This is a genomic window from Streptomyces sp. DSM 110735, from assembly GCF_016482685.1.
Lineage (GTDB): Bacteria > Actinomycetota > Actinomycetes > Streptomycetales > Streptomycetaceae > Streptomyces.
In genome coordinates, this window is the sequence record NZ_JACYHF010000009.1 from 29,746 (window position 1) to 49,707 (window position 19,962).

At 72.2% G+C, this 19,962-nt stretch carries 16 protein-coding genes and 1 pseudogene; 7 read left to right on the forward strand and 10 right to left on the reverse strand.

The features are described from left to right. Positions 1-117: 117 nt before the first annotated feature. Both IF655_RS16215 and IF655_RS16220 read left to right on the forward strand, forming a co-directional pair. Entirely contained in the window at positions 118-1,116 is a 999-nt protein-coding gene (locus IF655_RS16215; protein WP_199585511.1) for an RNA polymerase sigma factor RpoD/SigA, read from the forward strand. 480 nt (positions 1,117-1,596) lie between these two features. After that, positions 1,597-2,163 (forward strand): annotated as a pseudogene (locus tag IF655_RS16220) (TetR/AcrR family transcriptional regulator); the annotation flags it as partial. A 439-nt stretch (positions 2,164-2,602) separates the two neighbouring features. On the opposite strand, the gene IF655_RS16230 reads toward IF655_RS16220, so the two are convergent. Further along, positions 2,603-3,577: a YafY family protein gene (locus tag IF655_RS16230; protein ID WP_199585512.1), complete on the reverse strand. Its 975-nt coding sequence runs from the start codon at positions 3,575-3,577 to the stop codon at positions 2,603-2,605. A 262-nt stretch (positions 3,578-3,839) separates the two neighbouring features. Here IF655_RS16230 and IF655_RS16235 point away from each other — a divergent pair, with 262 nt between their 5' ends. From IF655_RS16235 to IF655_RS16245, 3 genes are all read left to right on the forward strand, one after another. Next, on the forward strand, positions 3,840-4,601 hold the full coding sequence (locus IF655_RS16235; protein WP_199585673.1) for a DeoR/GlpR family DNA-binding transcription regulator: 762 nt from the start codon (positions 3,840-3,842) through the stop codon (positions 4,599-4,601). Beyond that, positions 4,598-5,545, forward strand: a complete 948-nt coding sequence (gene pfkB, locus IF655_RS16240) for a 1-phosphofructokinase (protein ID WP_199585513.1) — start codon at positions 4,598-4,600, stop codon at positions 5,543-5,545. Before IF655_RS16235 ends, pfkB begins: the two co-directional genes overlap by 4 nt. 148 nt (positions 5,546-5,693) lie before the next feature. Next, positions 5,694-7,847: a fructose-specific PTS transporter subunit EIIC gene (locus IF655_RS16245; protein ID WP_199585514.1), complete on the forward strand. Its 2,154-nt coding sequence runs from the start codon at positions 5,694-5,696 to the stop codon at positions 7,845-7,847. A 102-nt stretch (positions 7,848-7,949) separates the two neighbouring features. On the opposite strand, the gene IF655_RS16250 is transcribed toward IF655_RS16245, so the two are convergent. From IF655_RS16250 to IF655_RS16260, 3 genes are all read right to left on the reverse strand, one after another. Continuing rightward, positions 7,950-8,699 carry a DUF6227 family protein gene (locus tag IF655_RS16250; protein WP_199585515.1) on the reverse strand — a complete coding sequence of 250 codons (750 nt, stop codon included), beginning with the start codon at positions 8,697-8,699 and terminating at the stop codon, positions 7,950-7,952. A 202-nt stretch (positions 8,700-8,901) separates the two neighbouring features. Beyond that, positions 8,902-9,951, reverse strand: coding sequence for a P1 family peptidase (locus IF655_RS16255; RefSeq protein ID WP_199585516.1), 1,050 nt, complete (start codon positions 9,949-9,951; stop codon positions 8,902-8,904). A gap of 30 nt (positions 9,952-9,981) precedes the next feature. After that, complete coding sequence (locus IF655_RS16260) at positions 9,982-10,626, reverse strand: flavin reductase family protein (protein ID WP_199585517.1); 645 nt, start codon at positions 10,624-10,626, stop codon at positions 9,982-9,984. Between the two features lie 74 nt (positions 10,627-10,700). Here IF655_RS16260 and IF655_RS16265 point away from each other — a divergent pair, with 74 nt between their 5' ends. Beyond that, positions 10,701-10,877, forward strand: coding sequence for a hypothetical protein (locus tag IF655_RS16265; RefSeq protein ID WP_199585518.1), 177 nt, complete (start codon positions 10,701-10,703; stop codon positions 10,875-10,877). 19 nt (positions 10,878-10,896) lie between these two features. On the opposite strand, the gene mscL is transcribed toward IF655_RS16265, so the two are convergent. The 6 genes from mscL to IF655_RS16295 all read right to left on the reverse strand — a co-directional run bounded on the left by mscL (position 10,897) and on the right by IF655_RS16295 (position 16,825). Next, the gene (gene mscL, locus IF655_RS16270) at positions 10,897-11,421 is read right to left on the reverse strand and encodes a large conductance mechanosensitive channel protein MscL (protein ID WP_199585519.1); all 525 of its coding nucleotides are present in this window, start codon (positions 11,419-11,421) and stop codon (positions 10,897-10,899) included. Positions 11,422-11,562: 141 nt separating this feature from the next. After that, positions 11,563-12,153, reverse strand: a complete 591-nt coding sequence (locus tag IF655_RS16275) for a hypothetical protein (RefSeq protein WP_199585520.1) — start codon at positions 12,151-12,153, stop codon at positions 11,563-11,565. A gap of 146 nt (positions 12,154-12,299) precedes the next feature. Further along, the gene (locus IF655_RS16280) at positions 12,300-13,133 is read right to left on the reverse strand and encodes an S-methyl-5'-thioadenosine phosphorylase (RefSeq protein WP_206775949.1); all 834 of its coding nucleotides are present in this window, start codon (positions 13,131-13,133) and stop codon (positions 12,300-12,302) included. 151 nt (positions 13,134-13,284) lie between these two features. Next, positions 13,285-13,590: an FmdB family zinc ribbon protein gene (locus tag IF655_RS16285; RefSeq protein ID WP_199585522.1), complete on the reverse strand. Its 306-nt coding sequence runs from the start codon at positions 13,588-13,590 to the stop codon at positions 13,285-13,287. A 67-nt stretch (positions 13,591-13,657) separates the two neighbouring features. Then, on the reverse strand, positions 13,658-14,959 hold the full coding sequence (locus IF655_RS16290; protein ID WP_199585523.1) for an MFS transporter: 1,302 nt from the start codon (positions 14,957-14,959) through the stop codon (positions 13,658-13,660). Positions 14,960-15,310: 351 nt separating this feature from the next. Beyond that, complete coding sequence (locus IF655_RS16295) at positions 15,311-16,825, reverse strand: potassium/proton antiporter (RefSeq protein ID WP_199585674.1); 1,515 nt, start codon at positions 16,823-16,825, stop codon at positions 15,311-15,313. 271 nt (positions 16,826-17,096) lie between these two features. Between IF655_RS16295 and IF655_RS16300 the strand changes: the two genes are divergently transcribed. Next, positions 17,097-19,916, forward strand: coding sequence for a penicillin acylase family protein (locus IF655_RS16300; RefSeq protein WP_199585524.1), 2,820 nt, complete (start codon positions 17,097-17,099; stop codon positions 19,914-19,916). Positions 19,917-19,962 lie beyond the last annotated feature (46 nt).

Here is a 19,962-nt window from a genome sequence, read left to right on the forward strand (position 1 = left end):
CGGATTCCAGTCGTTGTTTCCCACAGATGCAGGGCACTCGAGGAGAGTCCCGAGAGAGTCCCAGGAGTGCTGAGCGTTCGTTTCAGGACCCACCCGCCCAATCGCAAGGGAGCACGCATGGCAACCCGTGCCGTCGCCCGTCGTAGGTCGGTCACCGGCAAGACGGCCGACTCGGCAAGCAGCGTTCGCGTCCACAGCGGCGAGATAGCCGACCGGGACCTGGTCGGCATGTACCTCGACGAGATCGCGCGCACGCCGCTCCTCGATGCCGCCAAGGAGGTCGAGCTGTCTCAGGCCATCGAAGCGGGTGTGTTCGCGCGGCAGGTGCTCGACGGAGCGGAGCAGACCGCCGCCGAGGTGAGCCGCGAAGAGCTGGAGACGCTGGTCGAGGAGAGCGAGCGGGCCAAGGACGTCTTCATCCGCTCCAACCTCCGCCTGGTCGTGGCCGTGGCCCGGCGCTACCCGCGCAGTGGACTGCCCCTGCTCGACCTGATCCAGGAGGGCAACGCGGGACTGGTGCGCGCGGTCGAGAAGTTCGACTACCGCAAGGGCTTCAAGTTCTCGACGTACGCCACCTGGTGGATCCGCCAGGCCATCACCCGCTCCATAGCCGACCAGTCCCGCACCATCCGGCTCCCCGTCCACCTGGTGGAGGAGCTGGGCCGCATCCGCCGCGTCCAGCGCGAGTTCAACCGCGAGAACGGCCGCGAGCCGGAGCCCGTCGAGATCGCCGCCGAGCTGGGCTCGACGCCGGAGCGCGTGACGGACGTGCTCGACTGGTCCCGCGACCCGGTCTCGCTGAACATGTCGGTGGACGACGAGGGCGAGACCCAGTTCGGCGACCTGCTGGAGGACACCTCCGCGGTCTCCCCGGAGCAGTCGGTGCTCAGCCTGCTGCGCCGAGAGGAGCTGGACGACCTCATCGGCCGCCTGGACGAGCGCACGGCTTCCATCATCAAGATGCGGTACGGCATCGAGGACGGTCGCGAGCGCACCCTCACCGAGGTCGGCAAGGAGCACGGTCTGACCCGCGAGCGCATCCGGCAGATCGAGAAGCACGCCCTGCTCGAACTGAAGAAGCTGGCCCGCGACACCGGGTTCGACGCGGCCGCCTGATCGCCGGGGAGTGCGCGGGCGCGCGTCGCGGAGCGCCGCGCCAACATGGCGCGGTACCGCCGCTTCAACGCCCGGCACCGGGGGAACAACCCTTCCGGGCCCAGGAGTTCGAGTGCTCCCGGGGCCGCACTCCCACCTGAGTCCGGCCGTACTTCCCCCACGCACCACCTATGAGCCAGTTCCGGCGCCATCCCCCCCGGCGCCGGGACTCCCCAGCCGGGCTCGGCGCCTATCCCCCCCAGGCGCCGGGCCCGGCTTTTGCGTGGGGCGGGACGGGGCGAGAATTCTGTGGAGAGGTGGGCCACCCCGCACCTGAACCGCGGGGTGGCCCACCGAATGGCAGATTCTGCCACATGGGCATAGCCTGCCGACGTGAGCACCACCCGTACCACCGGCACCACCGGCACCACCGCACACCGGCAGCGTTTTCCGGCCTCGCCCTCGGCGTCCCTGACCGAGCGCCGCAAGGCCGAGACCCGCATGGAGATCGCCCGCGCCGCGGCCACCCTCTTCGTCCGCCAGGGTCTCAAGGCCACCCGCGCCGAGGACATCGCGGCGGCGGCGGGCATCGCCCCGCGCACCTTCTACCGCTACTTCGCCTCCAAGGAAGAAGCCGTCGCCCCGCTCTACGCGGCCGGCGCCGAGTGCTGGACCCAGGCGGTCCGCGCCGCCCCGGCGCACCTCACCGTCCCCGGGGCGCTGCGCCACGCGGTCGAGCACACCCTCGCCCCCGGCAGCGGAGTCTCCGCCTCCACCTGGGAGTGGGCCCGCACCCTCATTCGCATGGCCCACACCGGGCCCGCCCTGCGGAAGGTGTGGGCGGAGGTCTGCCAGGAGGCGGAGGAGGAACTGGCACGGGCACTGGCGGAACGGCGGGCGGGCGCGGGGGCGGCGGCGCCGGTCCGCTCGGCGGAGGGGTCCGACAACGTTGCCGGGTCCTCGGCGGGCGCCGGGTCTGCGGCGGGTGTCGGATCTGCGACGGGCGCCGGGTCCGCGACGGGTGTCGGGCTCGCGGCGGACGCTGGTCCCGTGGCAGGCGCTGGTCCTGCGCCGGGCGCGGGTTCCTCGGCGGGTGCTGGTGCTGCCACGGGCGCCGGGTCCGCGGCGCGCTCCGGGTCCTCGGCGGGCGCCGGGTCTGCGACGGGTGTCGGGCTCGCGGCGGACGCTGGTCCCGTGGCGGGCGCTGGTCCTGCGCCGGGCGCGGGTTCCTCGGCGGGTGCTGGTGCCGCCACGGGCGCCGGGTCCGCGGCACGCTCCGGGTCCGCCGTCGGCGCTGAGGGTGAGCCCGCCCCCGTCACCCCCCGCCTCCGCTTCGCCGCCGCCGTCGCGGGTGCCGCCGTACGGGTCGCCGTCGAGTCCTGGGCCCAGACCACCGCCCCGCACACCGGTGCCACGGGTCCGGCGGCGCTCGCCCTGCGGAACCTGGACGCGCTGACGGGGTTCGACTGGGAGGAAGAGCCGGGGGAGGGCTAGGGGTTGAGGCTGCCTAGGTGCTGGGCGTATCCGTCGCACGGCTCAGGCGCGCGCCCAACTCCCGTACGCAAGACACAAGTTCCTCCGGCTCCAGCACCGTGAAGTCGTACCCCGCGAGTCCGAGCCGTACCGCCAGCCACTCCACCGGCTCGCTGCTCGTCCCCGTGAGCAGCGAGCCGTCGTCCCCGTAACTCTCCAGTGAGCCGAGCCACTTGGGGAGCCGGGCGGCGATCGTGTCCGGTGGAGCCGCGAGGCGGACGGTGAAGGCGTAGGTGTCCTGGTGGAGGCGGATCGAGCGGCGCAGGTACTCCTCGACGCCGCCCTCGGGCAGGTCTCGGGGGGTGAACCGGGCGCCCGTGGCGAAGGGTTCGCTCACCCGGTCCACCCGGAAGGTCCGCCAGTCCTCGCGCTCCAGGTCGTAGGCGACGAGGTACCAGCGTGTGCCGGTGGACACCAGCCGGTACGGCTCGGTCAGCCGGTGGGACTCGCCGCCGTCCCCGGCGCGGTAGGCGAAGCGCAGCCGTTCGCGTCCGGTGACCGCCGAGGCCAGCGTGGTCAGGGTCTCCGGCGCGATGCTCGGACCGCTGCCGCCGGTCAGCGGGGTGGTCGCCGCCTGGAGGGTGGAGACGCGATGGCGCAGCCGGGCGGGCAGCACCTGTTCCAGCTTCGCGAGCGCCCGTACCGACGCCTCGTCCACGCCCGCCACCGTGTGCCCCGCCCCCGCGCGCAGCCCGACCGCGATGGCCACCGCCTCCTCGTCGTCCAGCAGCAGCGGGGGCATCGCCGTGCCCGCGACCAGCCGGTACCCGCCCTCGGCGCCCAGGGTGGCCCGCACCGGGTAGCCCAGCTCGCGCAGTCGCTCGACGTCCCGGCGCACGGTACGGCGCGAGACCCCGAGCCGGTCCGCCAGCTCGCCGCCGGGCCACTCGCGCGGGGTCTGGAGGAGGGAGAGGAGGCGGAGCAGGCGGGCCGGGGTGTCCGTCGTCATGGACCGAGCATGGCGGAGAACGAGGACAGAGGCTGTCCGCTTTCCCTGCCGCTTTCCCGGGAGGCTTCCGTTCCTGTCCGCCCGGAAGTCCGTTCATGCCCGAATCACGTCCGAACCCGTTTACTTTCCGGAAATCCCGGCGTAGCCTCCGAGTGAAACCACACGTTCGGGCATCAACGGCGATGACCGGACGCGTGGTACGAGACGAGTGAACCGTACGACGACCGGACAGCGGTCCGGAGACGACGCGGAGGCGGCGCAGATGTACGCACCGGAGCGGCAGCAGGCGATCCTGCGGCTCGCCCGTGAGGGCGGCCGGGTGGACGTGCTGTCGCTGGCCGAGGAGTTCCAGGTCACGGCCGAGACGATCCGCCGCGACCTGAAGGCGCTCGACCGCGCGGGTCTGGTCCGCCGGGTGCACGGCGGCGCCATCCCGTCCGGGCGCCTCGACTTCGAACCCGACCTCACCGAGCGCGAGTCCACCGCCGCCGACGAGAAGGACCGCATCGCCAAGGCTGCCCTCGCGGAACTGCCCGTCGACGGCACGGTGATCCTCGACGCCGGTACGACCGTCGCCCGCCTCGCCGCCGCGATCCCGCTGGAGTCCTCGCTCACCGTCGTCACCCACAGCCTGCCCATCGCCGCCCGCCTCGCGGACCACCCGGGCATCCAGCTCCATCTGATCGGCGGCCGGGTCCGGCACCGTACCCGCGCCGCCGTGGACGCCTGGGCGCTGCGCGCCTACGGCGAGATCCGCGCCGACGTCGCCTTCGTCGCCGCCAACGGCTTCTCCGCCGAGCACGGTCTGACCACCCCCGACCTCGCGGAGTCCGCCGTCAAGCGCGCCGCCGTCGCCGCCGCGCGCCGGGTCGTCCTCCTCGCGGACTCCGCCAAGCACGGCCAGGAGCACTTCGCCCGCTTCGCGGGACTGGACGACGTGGACCTGCTGATCACCGACAGCGGGCTGAGCCCCGACGACGCGACCGCCATCGAGCGCGGCGGCACGGAAGTAGTACGCGCATGATCCTCACCGTCACCCCCAACCCCTCGCTGGACCGCACCTACGAGGTCCCCGCCCTGGAGCGCGGCGAGGTCATCCGCGCCTCCGGCGAGCGCATGGACCCGGGCGGCAAGGGCGTGAACGTCTCGCGTGCGGTCGCCGCCGCCGGGCAGCGCACCGTCGCCGTACTGCCCCTGGGCGGTGCCCCCGGCGCACTGATCTCGGAACTGCTCGACGCGCAGGGCATCGAGGTCGCGCCGGTGCCGATCGCCGGTGCCACCCGGTCCAACATCGCGCTCGCGGAGTCCGACGGCGTCCTCACGAAGATCAACGCGCCGGGACCCGAACTCTCCCCGGACGAGCAGGAGTCGCTCCTCGACACCGTCCGCGCGCACGCCGTCGGTGCCGACTGGATCGCCTGCTGCGGCAGCCTGCCCCGGGGGCTCGCCCCCGCCTGGTACGCCGACCTCGTCACCCGGGCGCACGCGGCGGGCAAGCGCATCGCCCTGGACACCTCGGGACCCGCGCTCTTCGAGGCGCTGCGCGCCCGGCCCGACGTGGTCAAGCCCAACGCCGAGGAGCTGTCCGAAGCCGTCGGGCGCCCCCTGCTCACCGTGGGCGACGCGGTCAAGGCAGCCGAGGAACTCCGCGCGATGGGCGCCCGCGCCGTGCTCGCCAGCCTCGGCGCCGACGGTCAGTTGCTCGTGGACGGCGACGGCGCCTGGTTCGCGACCGCCCCCGTCGACGCCGTACGCAGCAACGTCGGCGCCGGTGACTCCTCGCTCGCCGGCTTCCTGATCGCGGGCGGCAGCGGTCCGGAGGCACTGGCCTCCGCCGTCGCGCACGGCGCCGCCGCCGTGCAGTTGCCCGGCAGCGTGATGCCGACGCCCGCCGACCTGGACCCGGCGGGCGTGACGGTCACGGCGGACATCCCGTCCGACCGCCCGCTCAGGGAGCCGGTGTCATGAGCGCCGCGTTCCCGCCCCGACGGTCCACAAGGGCGGCCGATGCCGTGACCGCCCTGCTCCACCCCTTCCACTTCCCCCACAGCAGCACCCTCGTCCCCCGTCACGCCCACCCCACGCCCCGGGCGATACGCGAGCAAAGGAGCCCGCGATGAGCGAGATGATCACCGCGGACCTGGTCGACCTCGACCTGTCCGCCGAGAGCAAGGAAGCGGCGGCGCGCGCCCTCGCCGAACGGATGGTGGCCCAGGGCCGGGTGACCGACCTGGAGGGCTTCCTCGCCGACGTGGCCGCCCGCGAGGCGCAGATGCCGACCGGTCTCGACGGCGGCATCGGCATCCCGCACTGCCGCAGCGAACACGTCACCGAGCCGACCCTCGCCTTCGGGCGCAGCGCGGCCGGGATCGACTTCGGCGCGGCGGACGGTCCGGCCGACCTGATCTTCCTGATCGCGGCGCCCGCCGGTGCCGACGACGCCCACCTGACGATCCTGTCCTCGCTGGCACGCCAGCTCATGAACACCGAGTTCACCGACGCGCTGCGGGCGGTCTCCGACCCGGGTACGGCGGCGGCGCTGATCCGGGGCGAGGAGCCTCCGGCGGCTGAGGCGAAGGGTGCCGAGGCTAAGGGTGCCGAGGCGAAGGGCGCCGAGGGTGCCGAGGGTGCCGAGGGTGTGGAGGGCGCGAAGGGTGCCCCCGAGAACACCGCCACGGCGTCGGCGGCGGCCTCCGCCGACGCCGCGGCGGGCAGTACCGCTCCGGCGGTCCCGGACGAGACGGCAGCCGGGAAGGCTCCGCAGCCCTTCCGGATCGTCGCCGTCACCTCCTGCCCCACCGGTATCGCCCACACCTACATGGCGGCCGAGTCACTGGAGAACGCGGGCCGGGAGGCGGGCGTCGAGCTGGTCGTGGAGACGCAGGGCTCGGCGGGCTTCACCCGGCTCGACCCGTCCGTGATCGCGGCGGCGGACGCCGTGATCTTCGCCCACGACGTGCCGGTGCGCGAGAAGGACCGCTTCGCGGGCAAGCCCACCGTGGACGTCGGCGTGAAGGCGGGCATCAACCGCCCCGCCGACCTCATCACCGAGGTCCGCGCCAAGGCGGAGCGCGGCGAGAAGACCGCCCCCTCGGGCGCGGCGACCGGAGGAACCCCCGTGGAACGCGCGGGCGACTCCACCGAGGGCTACGGCACCAAGCTCCGCAAGTGGCTGATGTCCGGCGTGAGTTACATGGTCCCGTTCGTCGCCGCGGGCGGTCTGCTCATCGCCCTCGGCTTCGCGATCGGCGGCTGGACGGTCAACAAGGCTCCCTCCGTGATGGACCACTTCGTGTGGACCCAGGCGGACAGTTGGGGCGCGCTGCTGTTCCAGATCGGCGGCATGGCGTTCAACTTCCTGGTCCCGGTCCTCGCCGGTTACATCGCCTACGGCATGGCCGACCGGCCAGGTCTCGTGCCCGGCTTCGTCGGCGGCGCGATCTCGCTCAGCATCAACGCGGGCTTCCTCGGCGGTCTCGTCGCCGGTCTGATCGCCGGTGGCGTGGTGATGGCGATCCAGCGGGTGAACATCCCGGCGGCGCTGCGCGGCATCATGCCGGTGGTGGTGATCCCGCTGATCTCCTCCGCGATCGTCGGCTTCCTGATGTTCGTGGTGATCGGCAAGCCCATCGCCGCCGCCCAGAAGGGCATGACCGACTGGCTCAACGGTCTCACGGGCACCAACGCCATCCTGCTCGGCGCCCTCCTCGGTCTGATGATGTGCTTCGACCTCGGCGGCCCGGTCAACAAGGTGGCGTACACCTTCGCCACCGCCGGTATCGCCGTCGCCAGCCCCAGCGACTCCGCGATGAAGATCATGGCCGCGGTGATGGCGGCCGGCATGGTCCCGCCGCTGGCGATGGCCCTGGCCACCACCGTGCGCGGCAAGCTCTTCACCCCGACCGAGCGTGAGAACGGCAAGGCCGCCTGGGTCCTTGGCGCCTCCTTCATCTCCGAGGGCGCCATCCCGTTCGCGGCGGCCGACCCGCTGCGGGTCATCCCGTCCGCGATGGTCGGCGGCGCGGTCACCGGTTCGCTCTCGATGATGTTCGGCGCGACCCTGCGCGCCCCGCACGGCGGCATCTTCGTGGTCCCGCTGATCGGCAACGCGTTCCTCTACCTGGTCGCCATCGCCGCGGGCGTCTGCGTCAGCACCGCCCTGGTGATCCTCCTCAAGGGCACCCGCAAGCAGCCCGGCGACGCGGTCTCCGGCTCCGCCGGAACTCCCGCCGAGGACAAGCAGGGCGCGAAGCAGCCGATAGCCGCCTGACGGCTGCCGCCTTCGACGCGAGGCGTCACGGCCCGGACCTCCGAGTCCCGGACCGTGACGCCTTTTCGGCTCCCGGGGCAGGTCTCGGACGGGGGCGAACCGTCAGCCGTGCGTGGCCGCCCGCCGCTCCATGGCGTCCCGCGCGGCGTCCTGGCTCGTGTACACCTCGCACATGTGCCGCCCGTCGGGCGTCGCCGTGTGCTCGACCTCCCACAGGGAGACCTCCCGGCCGTCCCGCAGCAGGAACGCGTGCTCGTACAGCGCGAAGCTCAGCCCGGCCCGCGCGGTCTTCCGACCGGGACGGCCGAACGCCTGGGTGATCTGGTGCGCGGCGGTCGTCGCGAGCAGCGCCGCCGTCTCCGCGTCCGGCCGGTCCGGGTTCTCCGCCCGGCGCAGCAGCCGACGGGCATGGTCCGCCGAGTTGTCCGCCACGTACACATGGCGCGGCTCGGGCACCGCCGACAGCTCGGCCAGCAGCGGCAGTTCGAAGTCGGGCGTCTCCTGGGGGAGCGCGAGGCGTGCGGTGGCCGTCTGGAGTTCCTCCTCGTCGATGTACACCTCGTGCTGGGCGTCGCCGCCCGGGGCGGTGTTGTGGACCAGCTCCCACAGGGTGACCGCCGAACCGTCCGCCAGCAGCCAGGTGTGGCGGTACGTCTCGCGGTGCAGCCCCGCGCTGTGGTGCGCGGAGTGCAGCGAACTGTCGTGCGCCAGCGCGCAGTCGAGTCGGCGTATCACCTCGTCGGGCAGCTCGAAGGAGTTCAGGGTGCGGCCGAGGAGCCGCTCGAGGTGCTCCTCGGGAGACTCGGGCGACTCGGCGGATTCGTACTCCGCCGTCTCGTACGGAACGCTCAAGGTTTCTCCCGGCGTCGCTGCATGTCACCTGGTGGGTGCATACCGTAGCCCCTCGGTCGGACATCGTGCCCGGGAACCGAGAAACGTACTAGGGGTAAACGCCCGCCGGGCCCGGATGGTTCCCGCGAGCTGGGCTTCCGTGAAAAAAATCCGTCCGTCTCTTCTGTCACGGCAGCCCCAACCCCCTTGGAAAAAGCGGGCGTTACCGGACCACCCCGCCCGCACCCCGCGCTCCGTACAGCTCCTCGTACGACGGCCACTCCCCGCCCGGACCGGCCACCGGGCGCGCAGCGCGCACGGCGCGCACGATCGCGCGCGTCACCAGATCCGCGCCCGCCGCGAGCACCTCGTTGAGCGCCAGCGGCTGCTCGGGGGCGAGCGGTCGAGCACCGGTCGCCAGCGCGAACACCGTGTCCCCGTCGTGCAGCAGATGCACCGGGCGTACGGCCCGGGCGATGCCGTCGTGCGCGGTGCCCGCCAGCTTCCGCGCCTGCGCCTTGGTCAGTTCGGCGTCGGTCGCCACCACCGCGAGCGTCGTGTTGAGCGGCGGCTCGGGGCTCCGCGCGGCGACCTCGGCCAGCCGTTGCCGCGCCGCCTCGTGCGTCCGCTCCTGCGGATACGTCACCCTCCCTTCGAAGAACTCCCCGTACAGCACGCCGGTTTCGGGCTCCAGCACGGACCCCGCCGCGTTCACCACCACGAGCGCGCCGACCGTGATCCCCGACTCCAGCACCGTGCTCGCGCTGCCGACCCCGCCCTTGAGCACCCCGGCGACCGCGCCGGTCCCCGCGCCCACACAGCCCTGCGGCACCGGGGCGCCCGGTGCGCTCGCCGCGGCGTCCTCGACCGCCGCGCGTCCCAGCGCCGCGTCGGGACGGGCCCGGAAGTCCCCGCCGCGCCCCAGGTCGAAGACGCACGCCGCCGGCACGACCGGCACGACGTGCGCGGGGTCCGCCCCGACCCGCACCCCGCGCCCCCGCTCCTCCAGCCAGGCCATCACCCCGGACGCGGCGTCCAGCCCGTAGGCGCTGCCGCCGGTGAGCACGAGGGCGTCCACCGTGCGCACCACGTTGCGCGGGTCCAGCGCGTCCGTCTCCTTGGTGCCGGGTCCGCCCCCGCGCACGTCCACGGCGGCGACCGCACCGCCCTCCGGCGCCAGCACGACGGTGACCCCGGTGAGCCACCCGTCCCCGTCCCGCGTCGCGTGCCCGACCCGCACGCCCCCGACATCGGTCACCCCGTCAGCCGTCATGCCCCTCAGTCTGACCCGGCGCCCCAGGACTCACACCGCTTCCGCCGCCCCCGCGTCCCGGGGCGTCCGCGTCCGGTACGAGTGGCCCAGCTCCGGACCCAGGCCGAAGTAGTGGCGGAAGTTGTAGATCAGCGGGCTCCAGGCGGCGGGGTCGACGTGGTGACTGCCCGGGACGAGGAGGCGGGGGTCCGCGTGGACCTTGTGGACCCGGGTCTCGACGATGAGGTGGTCGCCCGAGACGTCGAGGCGGACGTGCTCGGCGCGGGCCTCCAGTTGGAGGGGGCATTCCGCCACGCGGGGCGGGCGGACCAGATGGGAGGGCTCCGGACGCAGACCGGAGGCAGTGAACTTGTCCGGTTCGTACCGGCAGCCGTGCGCCTTCGTGGGCGGGACCGGGTGGCGGCCGGTGAGCGGGGCCAGGCGCTCCACCGCCCGCCACTGGCCGGGACCGGGGAGGCTGATCACCAGGTCCGGGCGGCTGCCCAGGTTGCGCGCGGTCTGGCCCTCGCGGCCGAGCCCCAGGACGACGGTCCGGCCGAGCGCCCAGGCGGAGGACATCGGGGCGAGGTTGACCGAGCCGTCCTCGTTCTCCGTGGTCAGGAGGACCACCGGTGTCCCGAAGTAGAGGATGCTCGGCTCGATGGTCACATGGTCGGACAGTGTCGACGTGTTCATGGCGGGAGCCTAGGAACCGGTCGGTTCGGTGAGCGCCGAACCGTGGCCGGCGGGGGCGGCCGTACCCTGGTGCCATGAGCACCGCCCCCGCACCCGAGCCGCGCGACCCCAAGGCCGCGCTCGTCTTCGACGACCCGCTGAGCCAGCAGTCCTCCGACGACACCGACCGGGGGTGGGGCGAGCGCCCGGACGGCGACAGCGCCGCCGACCTGAAGCGCTTCCTCGACGAGAAGCCGCCCCACCACTTCTGAGCGGTACGGAAGAGCGCCGCTAGCGCTCGTCCGGTCCGGCGGTGCGCTGCTGGGTGACCGCGCCGTCCGCGCTGCCGTTGCGCTGGGCGACCAGCAGGTCGCGGATGTCCTGGAGCACGTCCACCTCGGTCACCGGGGTCGGCTCGTTCGCCGCCTGGCCCTCGCGGGCCTTCTTGCGGGCCTCCTGGCGCGCCAGGTACTTGGCCATCGGCAGCACCATCAGGAAGTAGACCACCGCCGCGGTGATCAGGAACTGCAGCGCGGAGCCCACGACCGAGCCCCACAGGATCGGCACACCGCTCTTGACCGTGCCGTCCGCGGCCATCTTGCACGGGTCCTTCAGACACACGCTGTAGTGGTCCAGGTTCTGCGAACCGAACGCGCCGACCAGCGGGTTGATGACGCCCTTCACCACCGAGTTGACGATGTTCGTGAAGGCGGCTCCGATGACCACCGCGACCGCCAGGTCGATGACGTTGCCGCGCATCAGGAACGCCTTGAAGCCGTCCAGAATGCTCGCGGCTTCCTTCTTCGTCTTGCTCACCTCGGTGACTCTCCTCGTCGTGTGCACAGGTTGTGGAACAAAGCGCTCCGCAACCTACGGCACCGCGCGGCCATAGTGTCCAATCCCGTCGCTCGATCGAGCGACTTGACAGCGCGCCTGCGAGCAGAGGGCGCGGGCCGTTCACCATAGCGTCACCGCCAGCCGCGCCGAGGGGTTCGCGCCCACCAGCCGGGCCGCCGTCGCACGTGGCACGGCCAGCACCACCAGCGCACCGCCCGCGCTCACCCCGTCCTCCGGCTCACCCAGCGGCTCCGGCAGCCGCGTCACCCGCGCGCCGCGCGCGAGGACCCGGGCACCCCCGCCCGTGGACCGTTCCTCGGAGGCGATCACGTCGACCCGGTCGCCGGGCCGCAGCAGTCGTACCGTCGCCGCGTCCGCGATCCGCACCGGTGCCCGCACCAGCTCCGCCGGGCCGTGCCGACCCAGCGGCTCCGCGGCAGGGCGGCCGCGTGGTCGCTCGGCGCTCGCGTCCCGAGGTCCGGACACCGCCCGTGGACCCGCCGCGACCAGCGCCGCCGCCGTCACGGCCAGTCCTGCCGCCACCGCCCGCCTGCGGCTCCGCAGCAGCCGCCGCGCCGCGTACCGTCCCCCGCCGCGTACGCACACCGGCGAAAAGCCGGGCACCTCACGGGTCGCGGGGACGTCCGTGCCCGGCGGACGCGGGACACGGAACGCCGGGGCGTGGGAAGGAACGAGGTTGACCGAAGGCATCGGGATCACCGCCTGCTGCGAGGGAATCGACTGCTTGCGATGCCCACGATGACGGCTTTCGCCGAGGTCCGTCGGGAGCTGTGAACGGCCCGGCGCCTGTGGAAAACTCCCTCACCCGAACGAGGAGACCCCCGCTTCGAGAGCCGCTAAGGCAGCGCGAACCCCGGCTCCACCCCACCCAGCGCCCCCACGCACAGACAGTCCCGCTCCTCGGTCCCCGGCAGCGCCGCCACCGCGTCGAACAGCACCCCCCGCAACCGGTCCACGTTGGCCGCGAACACCCGCAGCACCTCCTCGTGGGAGACGCCCTCGCCGGTCTCGGCGCCCGCGTCGAGGTCGGTGACCAGGGTCAGCGAGGTGTAGCAGAGCTCCAGCTCACGGGCGAGAGCCGCCTCGGGATGCCCGGTCATGCCCACCACCGACCAGCCCTGCGCCTGGTGCCACAGCGACTCGGCGCGGGTGGAGAAGCGCGGACCCTCGACCACGACCAGCGTGCCGCCGTCCACCGCCTCCCAGTCCCGCCCGCGCGCCGCCTTCAGCGCGGCGGCGCGTCCGCTGGGGCAGTAGGGGTCGGCCAGTGACACGTGCACCACGCCCGGCACCGTGCCGTCCGGCAGCGGCAGCCCGTCGAAGTAGGTCTGCTCCCGCGCCTTGGTGCGGTCCACCATCTGGTCCGGCACCAGCAGCGTGCCGGGACCGTACTCCGGGCGCAGACCGCCCACCGCGCACGGGCCGAGGACCTGGCGGACCCCGACGGAACGCAGCGCCCACAGATTGGCGCGGTAGTTGATGCGGTGCGGCGGGATGTGGTGGTCCCGGCCGTGCCGGGGCAGGAAGGCGACCCGCCGACCGGCGATCTCGCCGAGGAAGAGGGAGTCGCTGGGGGCGCCGTAGGGGGTGTCCACCCGGACCTCGGTCACGTCCTCCAGGAAGGAGTAGAAACCCGACCCGCCGATTACGCCGATCTCTGCGTTCGCCATGCCGAGCACCCTAGCCGGAGCCGAAAACGGTCCCCAGGGGCCATCGGGAACGGTTCGGGAACGTCACGCGCACCACGACAGACCGCCCCCGGGAACGCCGAAGACCCCACCGTCACGGACAGCCGGACGGCAGGGTCGGAAAGCGCGGTTCTCAGGCGGCGGAGCCGGACGAGGACGACGAAGACGAAGAGGACGTCGACGTGGACGAAGACGAGGACGCCTTCGAGTCGGACGACGACGAGGACGACGACTTCGTGGCAGGGCTGCTGCTCGACGACGCGCCGCGCGAGTCGTTGCGGTAGAAGCCGGAGCCCTTGAAGACAATGCCGACCGCGGAGAACACCTTCTTCAGGGGGCCACCGCAGTTGGGGCACTCGGTCAGGGCGTCGTCGGTGAACTTCTGCACCGCCTCAAGGCCCTCGCCACAGTCCTTGCACTGGTACTGATAGGTCGGCACTGTCTTCCTCCTGGCACTCTCACTCAATGAGTGCTAACGACGGTCCATCTTGACGCATTCCCGGGGATCAGTCCACCGCGACCGGCGCGCGGTGACCCACGCCACGTGCCACCGTACGGTTCAGCGGCCGGGGCACGAGCCGCGAACGCAGCAGCAACAGCGTCGCCAGCGCGGGCACCGTACCGGCCATCGGCACCAGGAATCCCGCGCCGCCCCACAGCCGGTCCTCCAGTTGCCCGGCGACGGTGACGGCCGCCGCCTGGCCGAGTGCGACCGCGCCGGTCAGCCAGGTGAACGCCTCGGTGCGGGCGCCCGCCGGTACGAGCGCCTCGACCAGCGTGTAGCCGGTGATCAGCGCGGGCGCGATGCAGACGCCGACCAGCAGACCGAGCCCGGCGAGCAGCGGCAGCGAGTGCGCCGTCCACAGCGCGGACGCGGTCAGCGCGAGCCCCGCGTACCCGACCGCGAGCCGCCGCCGGGGCGTGGCGCGCCAGGCGATGGCGCCGCAGACGAAGCCGGAGAGCATGTTGCCCGCCGCGAAGACGCCGTACAGGACGCCGTTCAGACCGGGTTCGCCGATCGACTCGGTGAACGCCGCCAGCGAGACCTGCATCCCGCCGAAGACCGCTCCGATGCCGAGGAACGTCACGATCAGCACGCGTACGCCGGGCACGCGCAGGGCGGAGGTGTGCGGCACGCGCGCGTGCTCGTCGGCGGCGGGCGCGTCCACGGAGGGCTGCGTCCCCCGCTGGGCGGCGAAGAGCAGTCCGCCCACCAGCGTCAGCAGCGCCTCGGTGACCAGCCCGGCCGACGGCGTGACGGTGGTGCACAGGGCGGTCGCGAGGAGGGGTCCGACCACGAAGGTCAGCTCGTCCGTGACGGACTCGAACGCCGCCGCCGTGCTCATCAGCGGCGATCCCTGGAGTTTCACGCCCCAGCGGGCGCGCACCATGGGGCCGACCTGCGGCACCGAGGCGCCGGTCGGCACGGCCGCCGCGAACAGCGCCCACAGGGGCGCGTGCGACAGGGCGAGCGCGGTCAGACCGAGCCCGGCCAGCGCGTGCACGACGACACCGGGGACCAGGACGGCGCGCTGGCCGTAGCGGTCCGCGAGACGGCCGCCGTAGGGCGCGCAGAGCGCCATGGAGACGCCGGTGACGGCGGCGGCGGCACCGGCGGCGCCGTACGAGCCGGTGGTGTGCCGTACGAGCAGCACGATGGAGATGGTGAGCATCGCGAACGGCTGGCGCGCGGCGAAGCCCGGGACCAGGAAGGTCCAGGCGCCCCGGGTGCGCAGCAGTTGTCCGTAGCCAGGACGAGACGGAGCCTGCCGCTTCTCGGCCGGCTCGGTGATGACCGTGGACTCCACGGCCCGTGCCTTCCTTCCGCCTGGTAGCGCGCCCGTGCGGGGGGCACCGAGAGCTGTCCTCTTGCGCGGGACTGCGGTAGATACCGGTGCTGCACTACGAAAGGCGTTCCGGCCGCCATACGGTCGCGCCAGCTCTGCGTCAGACAGATCAGACAGAGTTGGTTCGATCAGATGCCTTGATCGTACAGGCGGCACCCGGCGCGCGGTCTGTGAGAACGGGCACCCTCACCAGCACCCTCACCAGCACCCTCACGGCACTCGCGGCGGCACTCCGCGGCACCCCACGGCGCTCCACGGCACCCCCCGGCGCCCCGGAGGCACCCTGAAGGCGCCGCGAAAGCGCCCCCCGCCTCACCGCCGAGGGCGTCCGCCGTCCGGCTGCCCCGTCCCCAGCCAGTCCGCCAGCTTGCCGCCCTTGGTGACCGCGCGCAGCCGCCGCTCCGCCTGGTCGCGCACCGGGTCGGTGGCGACCACCAGGAGTTCGTCCCCGTGCCGCAGCACGGTCGTCGGCGAGGGCACGAAGGACTTGCCGTCGCGCACGACCAGGGTGACGGCGGCGCCGGGCGGCAGCCGCAGCTCGCCCACCTCCACGCCGTGCATCTTGGAGTCCTCGGGGATCGCGACCGAGAGGAGATGCCCGCGCAGCCGCTCCAGGGGCGCCGACTCGATCCCGAGGTCGGACGCCTCGCCCTCCTCGCCGAGCCGCAGCTTGCGGGCGAGCCAGGGCAGGGTCGGACCCTGGACGAGGGTGTAGACGACGACCAGGACGAAGACGACGTTGAAGATGCGGCGGCTGCCCTCGATGCCGCTCACCATGGGGATCGTCGCCAGGATGATGGGGACCGCGCCGCGCAGTCCCGCCCAGGACATCAGCGCCTGCTCCTGCCAGGGCACCCGGAACGGCGTCAGGCTCAGCACCACGCTCAGCGGACGCGCCGCCATGGTCAGCACCAGACCGATGACCAGCGCGGGCACGATGTCGTCGCCCAGCTCGTGCGGGGTCACCAGCAGACCGAGCAGGACGAACATGCCGATCTGCGCGATCCAGCCGAGCCCGTCCGCGAAGCCCCGGGTGGCCGGCCAGTGCGGCAGCTTGGCGTTGCCGAGCACCATGGAGGCCAGATACACGGCGAGGAAGCCGCTGCCGTGGGCCAGGGCGCCCGCCGCGTAGGCGGTGACGGCGATGGCCATGACGGCGATCGGGTAGAGGCCGGAGGCGGGCAGCGCGACGTGCTTGAGTCCCCAGGAGCCGAGGAAGCCCACCGCGAGACCGAGGGCGGCGCCGATGGCCAGTTCCAGCAGGATCTCGCCGAGGAGCACGTACCAGTGGTCGATCGGACCCGTCTGGGAGAAGGCGACGACCAGGATGACGACAGGGGCGTCGTTGAAGCCGGACTCGGCTTCCAGCGTGCCCGTCACGCGCGCGGGCAGCGGGATGCGCCGCAGCACGGAGAACACCGCCGCCGCGTCCGTCGAGGACACCACCGCGCCGATGATCAGCGCCTGCCGCCACTCCAGCCCGACCAGATAGTGCGCGCCCGCCGCCGTGGCACCGACGCTGACCGCGACGCCGAGCGTCGCCAGCACGGAGGCTTGCGGCAGCGCGGGTTTCACTTCCTTCCACTTCGTGCCCAGACCGCCCTCGGCGAGGATCACGACCAGGGCCGCGTACCCGATGACCTGGACCATCTCGGCGTTGTCGAAGTGGATGTGCGCGATGCCGTCGGAGCCCATCAGGACGCCGATCCCCAGGTACACGAGCAGGCTGGGGAGCCCGCTGCGCGAGGAGATCCGCACGGCCGCGACCGCGACCAGGAGCACGAGCGAGCAGGCGAGCAGGAGCTGGTTGAGGTGGTGGACAGTCAGCGGCGCTTCCCTTCCTCTGCCCCGCGTCCGGCGCGGGGGCGGGGCTCAGTACACAAGACCCGAGGCTGCGGCGCACCGCACCCAAGTACTTCGTTACCTTACCTAACTCTTGACGTTTCCTTGACGCTCGCGTTGGCAAGATCGAACGCCCGTGCGCGCCAGTTCCCGACTCCGCGTCAAGTGGCTCGGGGCCCTGCGCCTATGGTTGCTCCAGCGCTCATTCAAAGTCATGGCCCGACCTGCCGCTCGCGTTAGGACAGCAAGGACAGCGATGCCCCCCAACACCACCGCCACAACAGGTGACAAGCCTGGCAAGTCCGGCAGGAAGAAGGGGCGCAAAGCCCGACTTATCGTGCTGGTCCTGGTTCTGGCCGTCATCGGCGGCATCGCCTTCGGCGCGTACTGGACCGTCAGCACCGTGCGCGCCTCCTTCCCGCAGACGAGCGGCTCACTCACGCTCAAGGGTCTGTCGGGCCCGGTGGACGTGAAGCGCGACGGCTACGGGATCCCGCAGATATACGCGTCCTCCGACGCGGACCTGTTCATGGCGCAGGGCTATGTCCAGGCGCAGGACCGGTTCTACGAGATGGACGTGCGCCGGCACATGACCTCCGGGCGCCTGTCGGAGATGTTCGGCAAGAGCCAGGTCAAGAACGACGCCTTCCTGCGCACGCTCGGCTGGGACCGCGTGGCCAAGCAGGAGTACGACAGCAAGCTGTCGCCCTCCACCAAGAAGTACCTCGACGCCTACTCCAAGGGCGTCAACGCCTACCTCCAGGGCAAGAACGGCAAGGACATCTCCCTGGAGTACGCCGCCCTGAACCTCTCCAACGACTACAAGCCCTCGGCGTGGACCCCGGTCGACTCGCTGTCGTGGCTGAAGGCGATGGCGTGGGACCTGCGCGGCAACATGCGGGACGAGGCCGACCGCGCCCTGATGACGAGCCGCCTCGGCCCGCAGCAGATCCGCGACCTCTACCCGGACTACCCGTACAGCCGGAACAAGCCGATCGTGCAGAACGGCCAGTACGACGAGCTGACCAAGACCTTCGGGGAGAACGGCACCTCGGGCGCCACGGGCGGCACCGGGACCACGGGCACCACCGGCACCACCGGCACCACCGGCACCACGGGCTCCACGGGCGCGACCGGCTCCACGGGCGCCTCCGGCACCGCCGCGAACTCCGGTTCCGCCGTCACCAGCCAGCTCATGGGTCTCTCCAAGGTCCTGGACGACCTCCCGACCGCCGTCGGCGTCAACGGCCAGGGCATCGGCTCCAACTCCTGGGTCGTCTCCGGCGACAACACGATCACCGGCAAGCCGCTGCTCGCCAACGACCCGCACCTGTCCGCCACGCTGCCCTCGGTCTGGTACCAGATGGGTCTGCACTGCCGGACCGTCAGCAGCAAGTGCCAGTACGACGTCACGGGTTACACCTTTGCCGGAATGCCCGGTGTGATCATCGGGCACAACGGTCAGATCGCCTGGGGCATGACCAACTCCGGGGTCGACGTCACCGACCTCTACCTGGAGAAGATCACCGGCGACGGCTACCTCTACGACGGCAAGGTCCGCCCCTTCCGCACCCGCGAGGAGACCATCAAGGTCGCGGGCGGTCCGTCCCGGAAGATCGTCGTGCGCCAGACCGCCGACGGTATGCCGCTGCTGTCGGACCGCGACGACGAACTGGTCGAGGTGGGTCGCAAGGCCGGGGTCGACACCGCCGCCCCCGACCGCGGCGACGGCTACGGCGTCGCCCTGAAGTGGACCGCGCTGCAGCCGGGCACCTCCATGGACGCCGTGTTCGCCATGGACAAGGCGTCCGACTGGAAGAGCTTCCGCTCCGCCGCCCGCCTGTTCGACGTGCCGTCGCAGAACCTGGTCTACGCCGACGCCAAGAACATCGGCTACACCCTGCCCGGCAGGATCCCCATGCGCTCCGCGTCCGACGACGGCTCGCTCCCGGCGCCCGGCTGGGACTCCAAGTACCGCTGGACCGGCTACATCCCGCAGGACGCGCTGCCGTACGAGTACAACCCCAAGCGCGGCTACATCGTCACCGCCAACCAGGCTGTGATCGACAAGGACAAGTACCCGTACACCCTGACCACCGACTGGGGCTACGGCACCCGCAGCCAGCGCATCACCGACCTGATCGAGTCCAAGATCAAGGACGGCGGCAAGATCTCGACCGACGACATGCGCCAGATGCAGACGGACAACAGCAGCGAGATCGCGCGGCTCCTCGTGCCCAAGCTGCTGAAGCTCAACCTGGACGACCCGGACGTCCGCCAGGCGCAGAAGCTCCTGGAGGGCTGGGACTACACCCAGGACGCCGACTCGGCGGCGGCGGCGTACTTCAACGCGGTCTGGCGCAACATCCTCAAGCTCGCCTTCGGCGACAAGCTCCCCAAGGAGCTGCGGGTCAAGGGCCAGTGCCTGTGGGTCGAGCGCGCCGACTCGACCGGTCCGGTGGACGACGACACCAAGGTGCGCGAGTGCGGTCAGCGCGATGCCGACCAGGCGCAGCCGGACGGCGGCGACCGCTGGTTCGAGGTCGTGCGCACCCTGATGGACAAGCCCGACAGCGACTGGTGGAAGGCGCCGAAGGCGGGCAACCGCCCGGCCGCCGAGAACCGCGACCAGCTCTTCACCCGCGCCATGATCGACGCGCGCTGGGAGCTGACCGCCAAGCTCGGCAAGGACATCGACACCTGGAGCTGGGGACGGCTGCACCGGCTGTTCCTGAAGAACCAGACGCTCGGCACCAACGGCCCGGAGATCCTCCAGTACGCGCTCAACCGCGGTCCCTGGAAGCTCAGCGGCGGCGAGGCCACCGTGGACGCCACCGGCTGGAACGCGGCGGGCGGCTACGGCGTGGTCTGGGTGCCGTCCATGCGGATGGTGGTCAACCTGGCCGACCTGGACAAGTCCAAGTGGATCAACGTCTCCGGCGCCTCCGGCCACGCCTTCAGCGCCCACTACACCGACCAGACGGACAAGTGGGCCAAGGGCGAGCTGCTGCCCTGGTCGTTCACCGGCAAGGCGGTCGACGGGAGCACGAAGGACACCCTGGTCCTCAAGCCGTGATCCCCTGACGGCGACCTTTACGCGGAACGGCCCTCCACGCACTCGT

Coding starts and splice junctions, on each gene's coding strand:
- IF655_RS16280 (WP_206775949.1), bottom strand. CDS start 13,133: ATGGCGAACGCAGAGATCGGCGTAATCGGCGGGTCGGGTTTCTACTCC.
- pfkB (WP_199585513.1), top strand. CDS start 4,598: ATGATCCTCACCGTCACCCCCAACCCCTCGCTGGACCGCACCTACGAG.
- IF655_RS16260 (WP_199585517.1), bottom strand. CDS start 10,626: ATGAACACGTCGACACTGTCCGACCATGTGACCATCGAGCCGAGCATC.
- IF655_RS16300 (WP_199585524.1), top strand. CDS start 17,097: ATGCCCCCCAACACCACCGCCACAACAGGTGACAAGCCTGGCAAGTCC.
- IF655_RS16235 (WP_199585673.1), top strand. CDS start 3,840: ATGTACGCACCGGAGCGGCAGCAGGCGATCCTGCGGCTCGCCCGTGAG.
- IF655_RS16275 (WP_199585520.1), bottom strand. CDS start 12,153: ATGCCTTCGGTCAACCTCGTTCCTTCCCACGCCCCGGCGTTCCGTGTC.
- IF655_RS16255 (WP_199585516.1), bottom strand. CDS start 9,951: ATGACGGCTGACGGGGTGACCGATGTCGGGGGCGTGCGGGTCGGGCAC.
- IF655_RS16265 (WP_199585518.1), top strand. CDS start 10,701: ATGAGCACCGCCCCCGCACCCGAGCCGCGCGACCCCAAGGCCGCGCTC.
- IF655_RS16230 (WP_199585512.1), bottom strand. CDS start 3,577: ATGACGACGGACACCCCGGCCCGCCTGCTCCGCCTCCTCTCCCTCCTC.
- IF655_RS16245 (WP_199585514.1), top strand. CDS start 5,694: ATGAGCGAGATGATCACCGCGGACCTGGTCGACCTCGACCTGTCCGCC.
- IF655_RS16215 (WP_199585511.1), top strand. CDS start 118: ATGGCAACCCGTGCCGTCGCCCGTCGTAGGTCGGTCACCGGCAAGACG.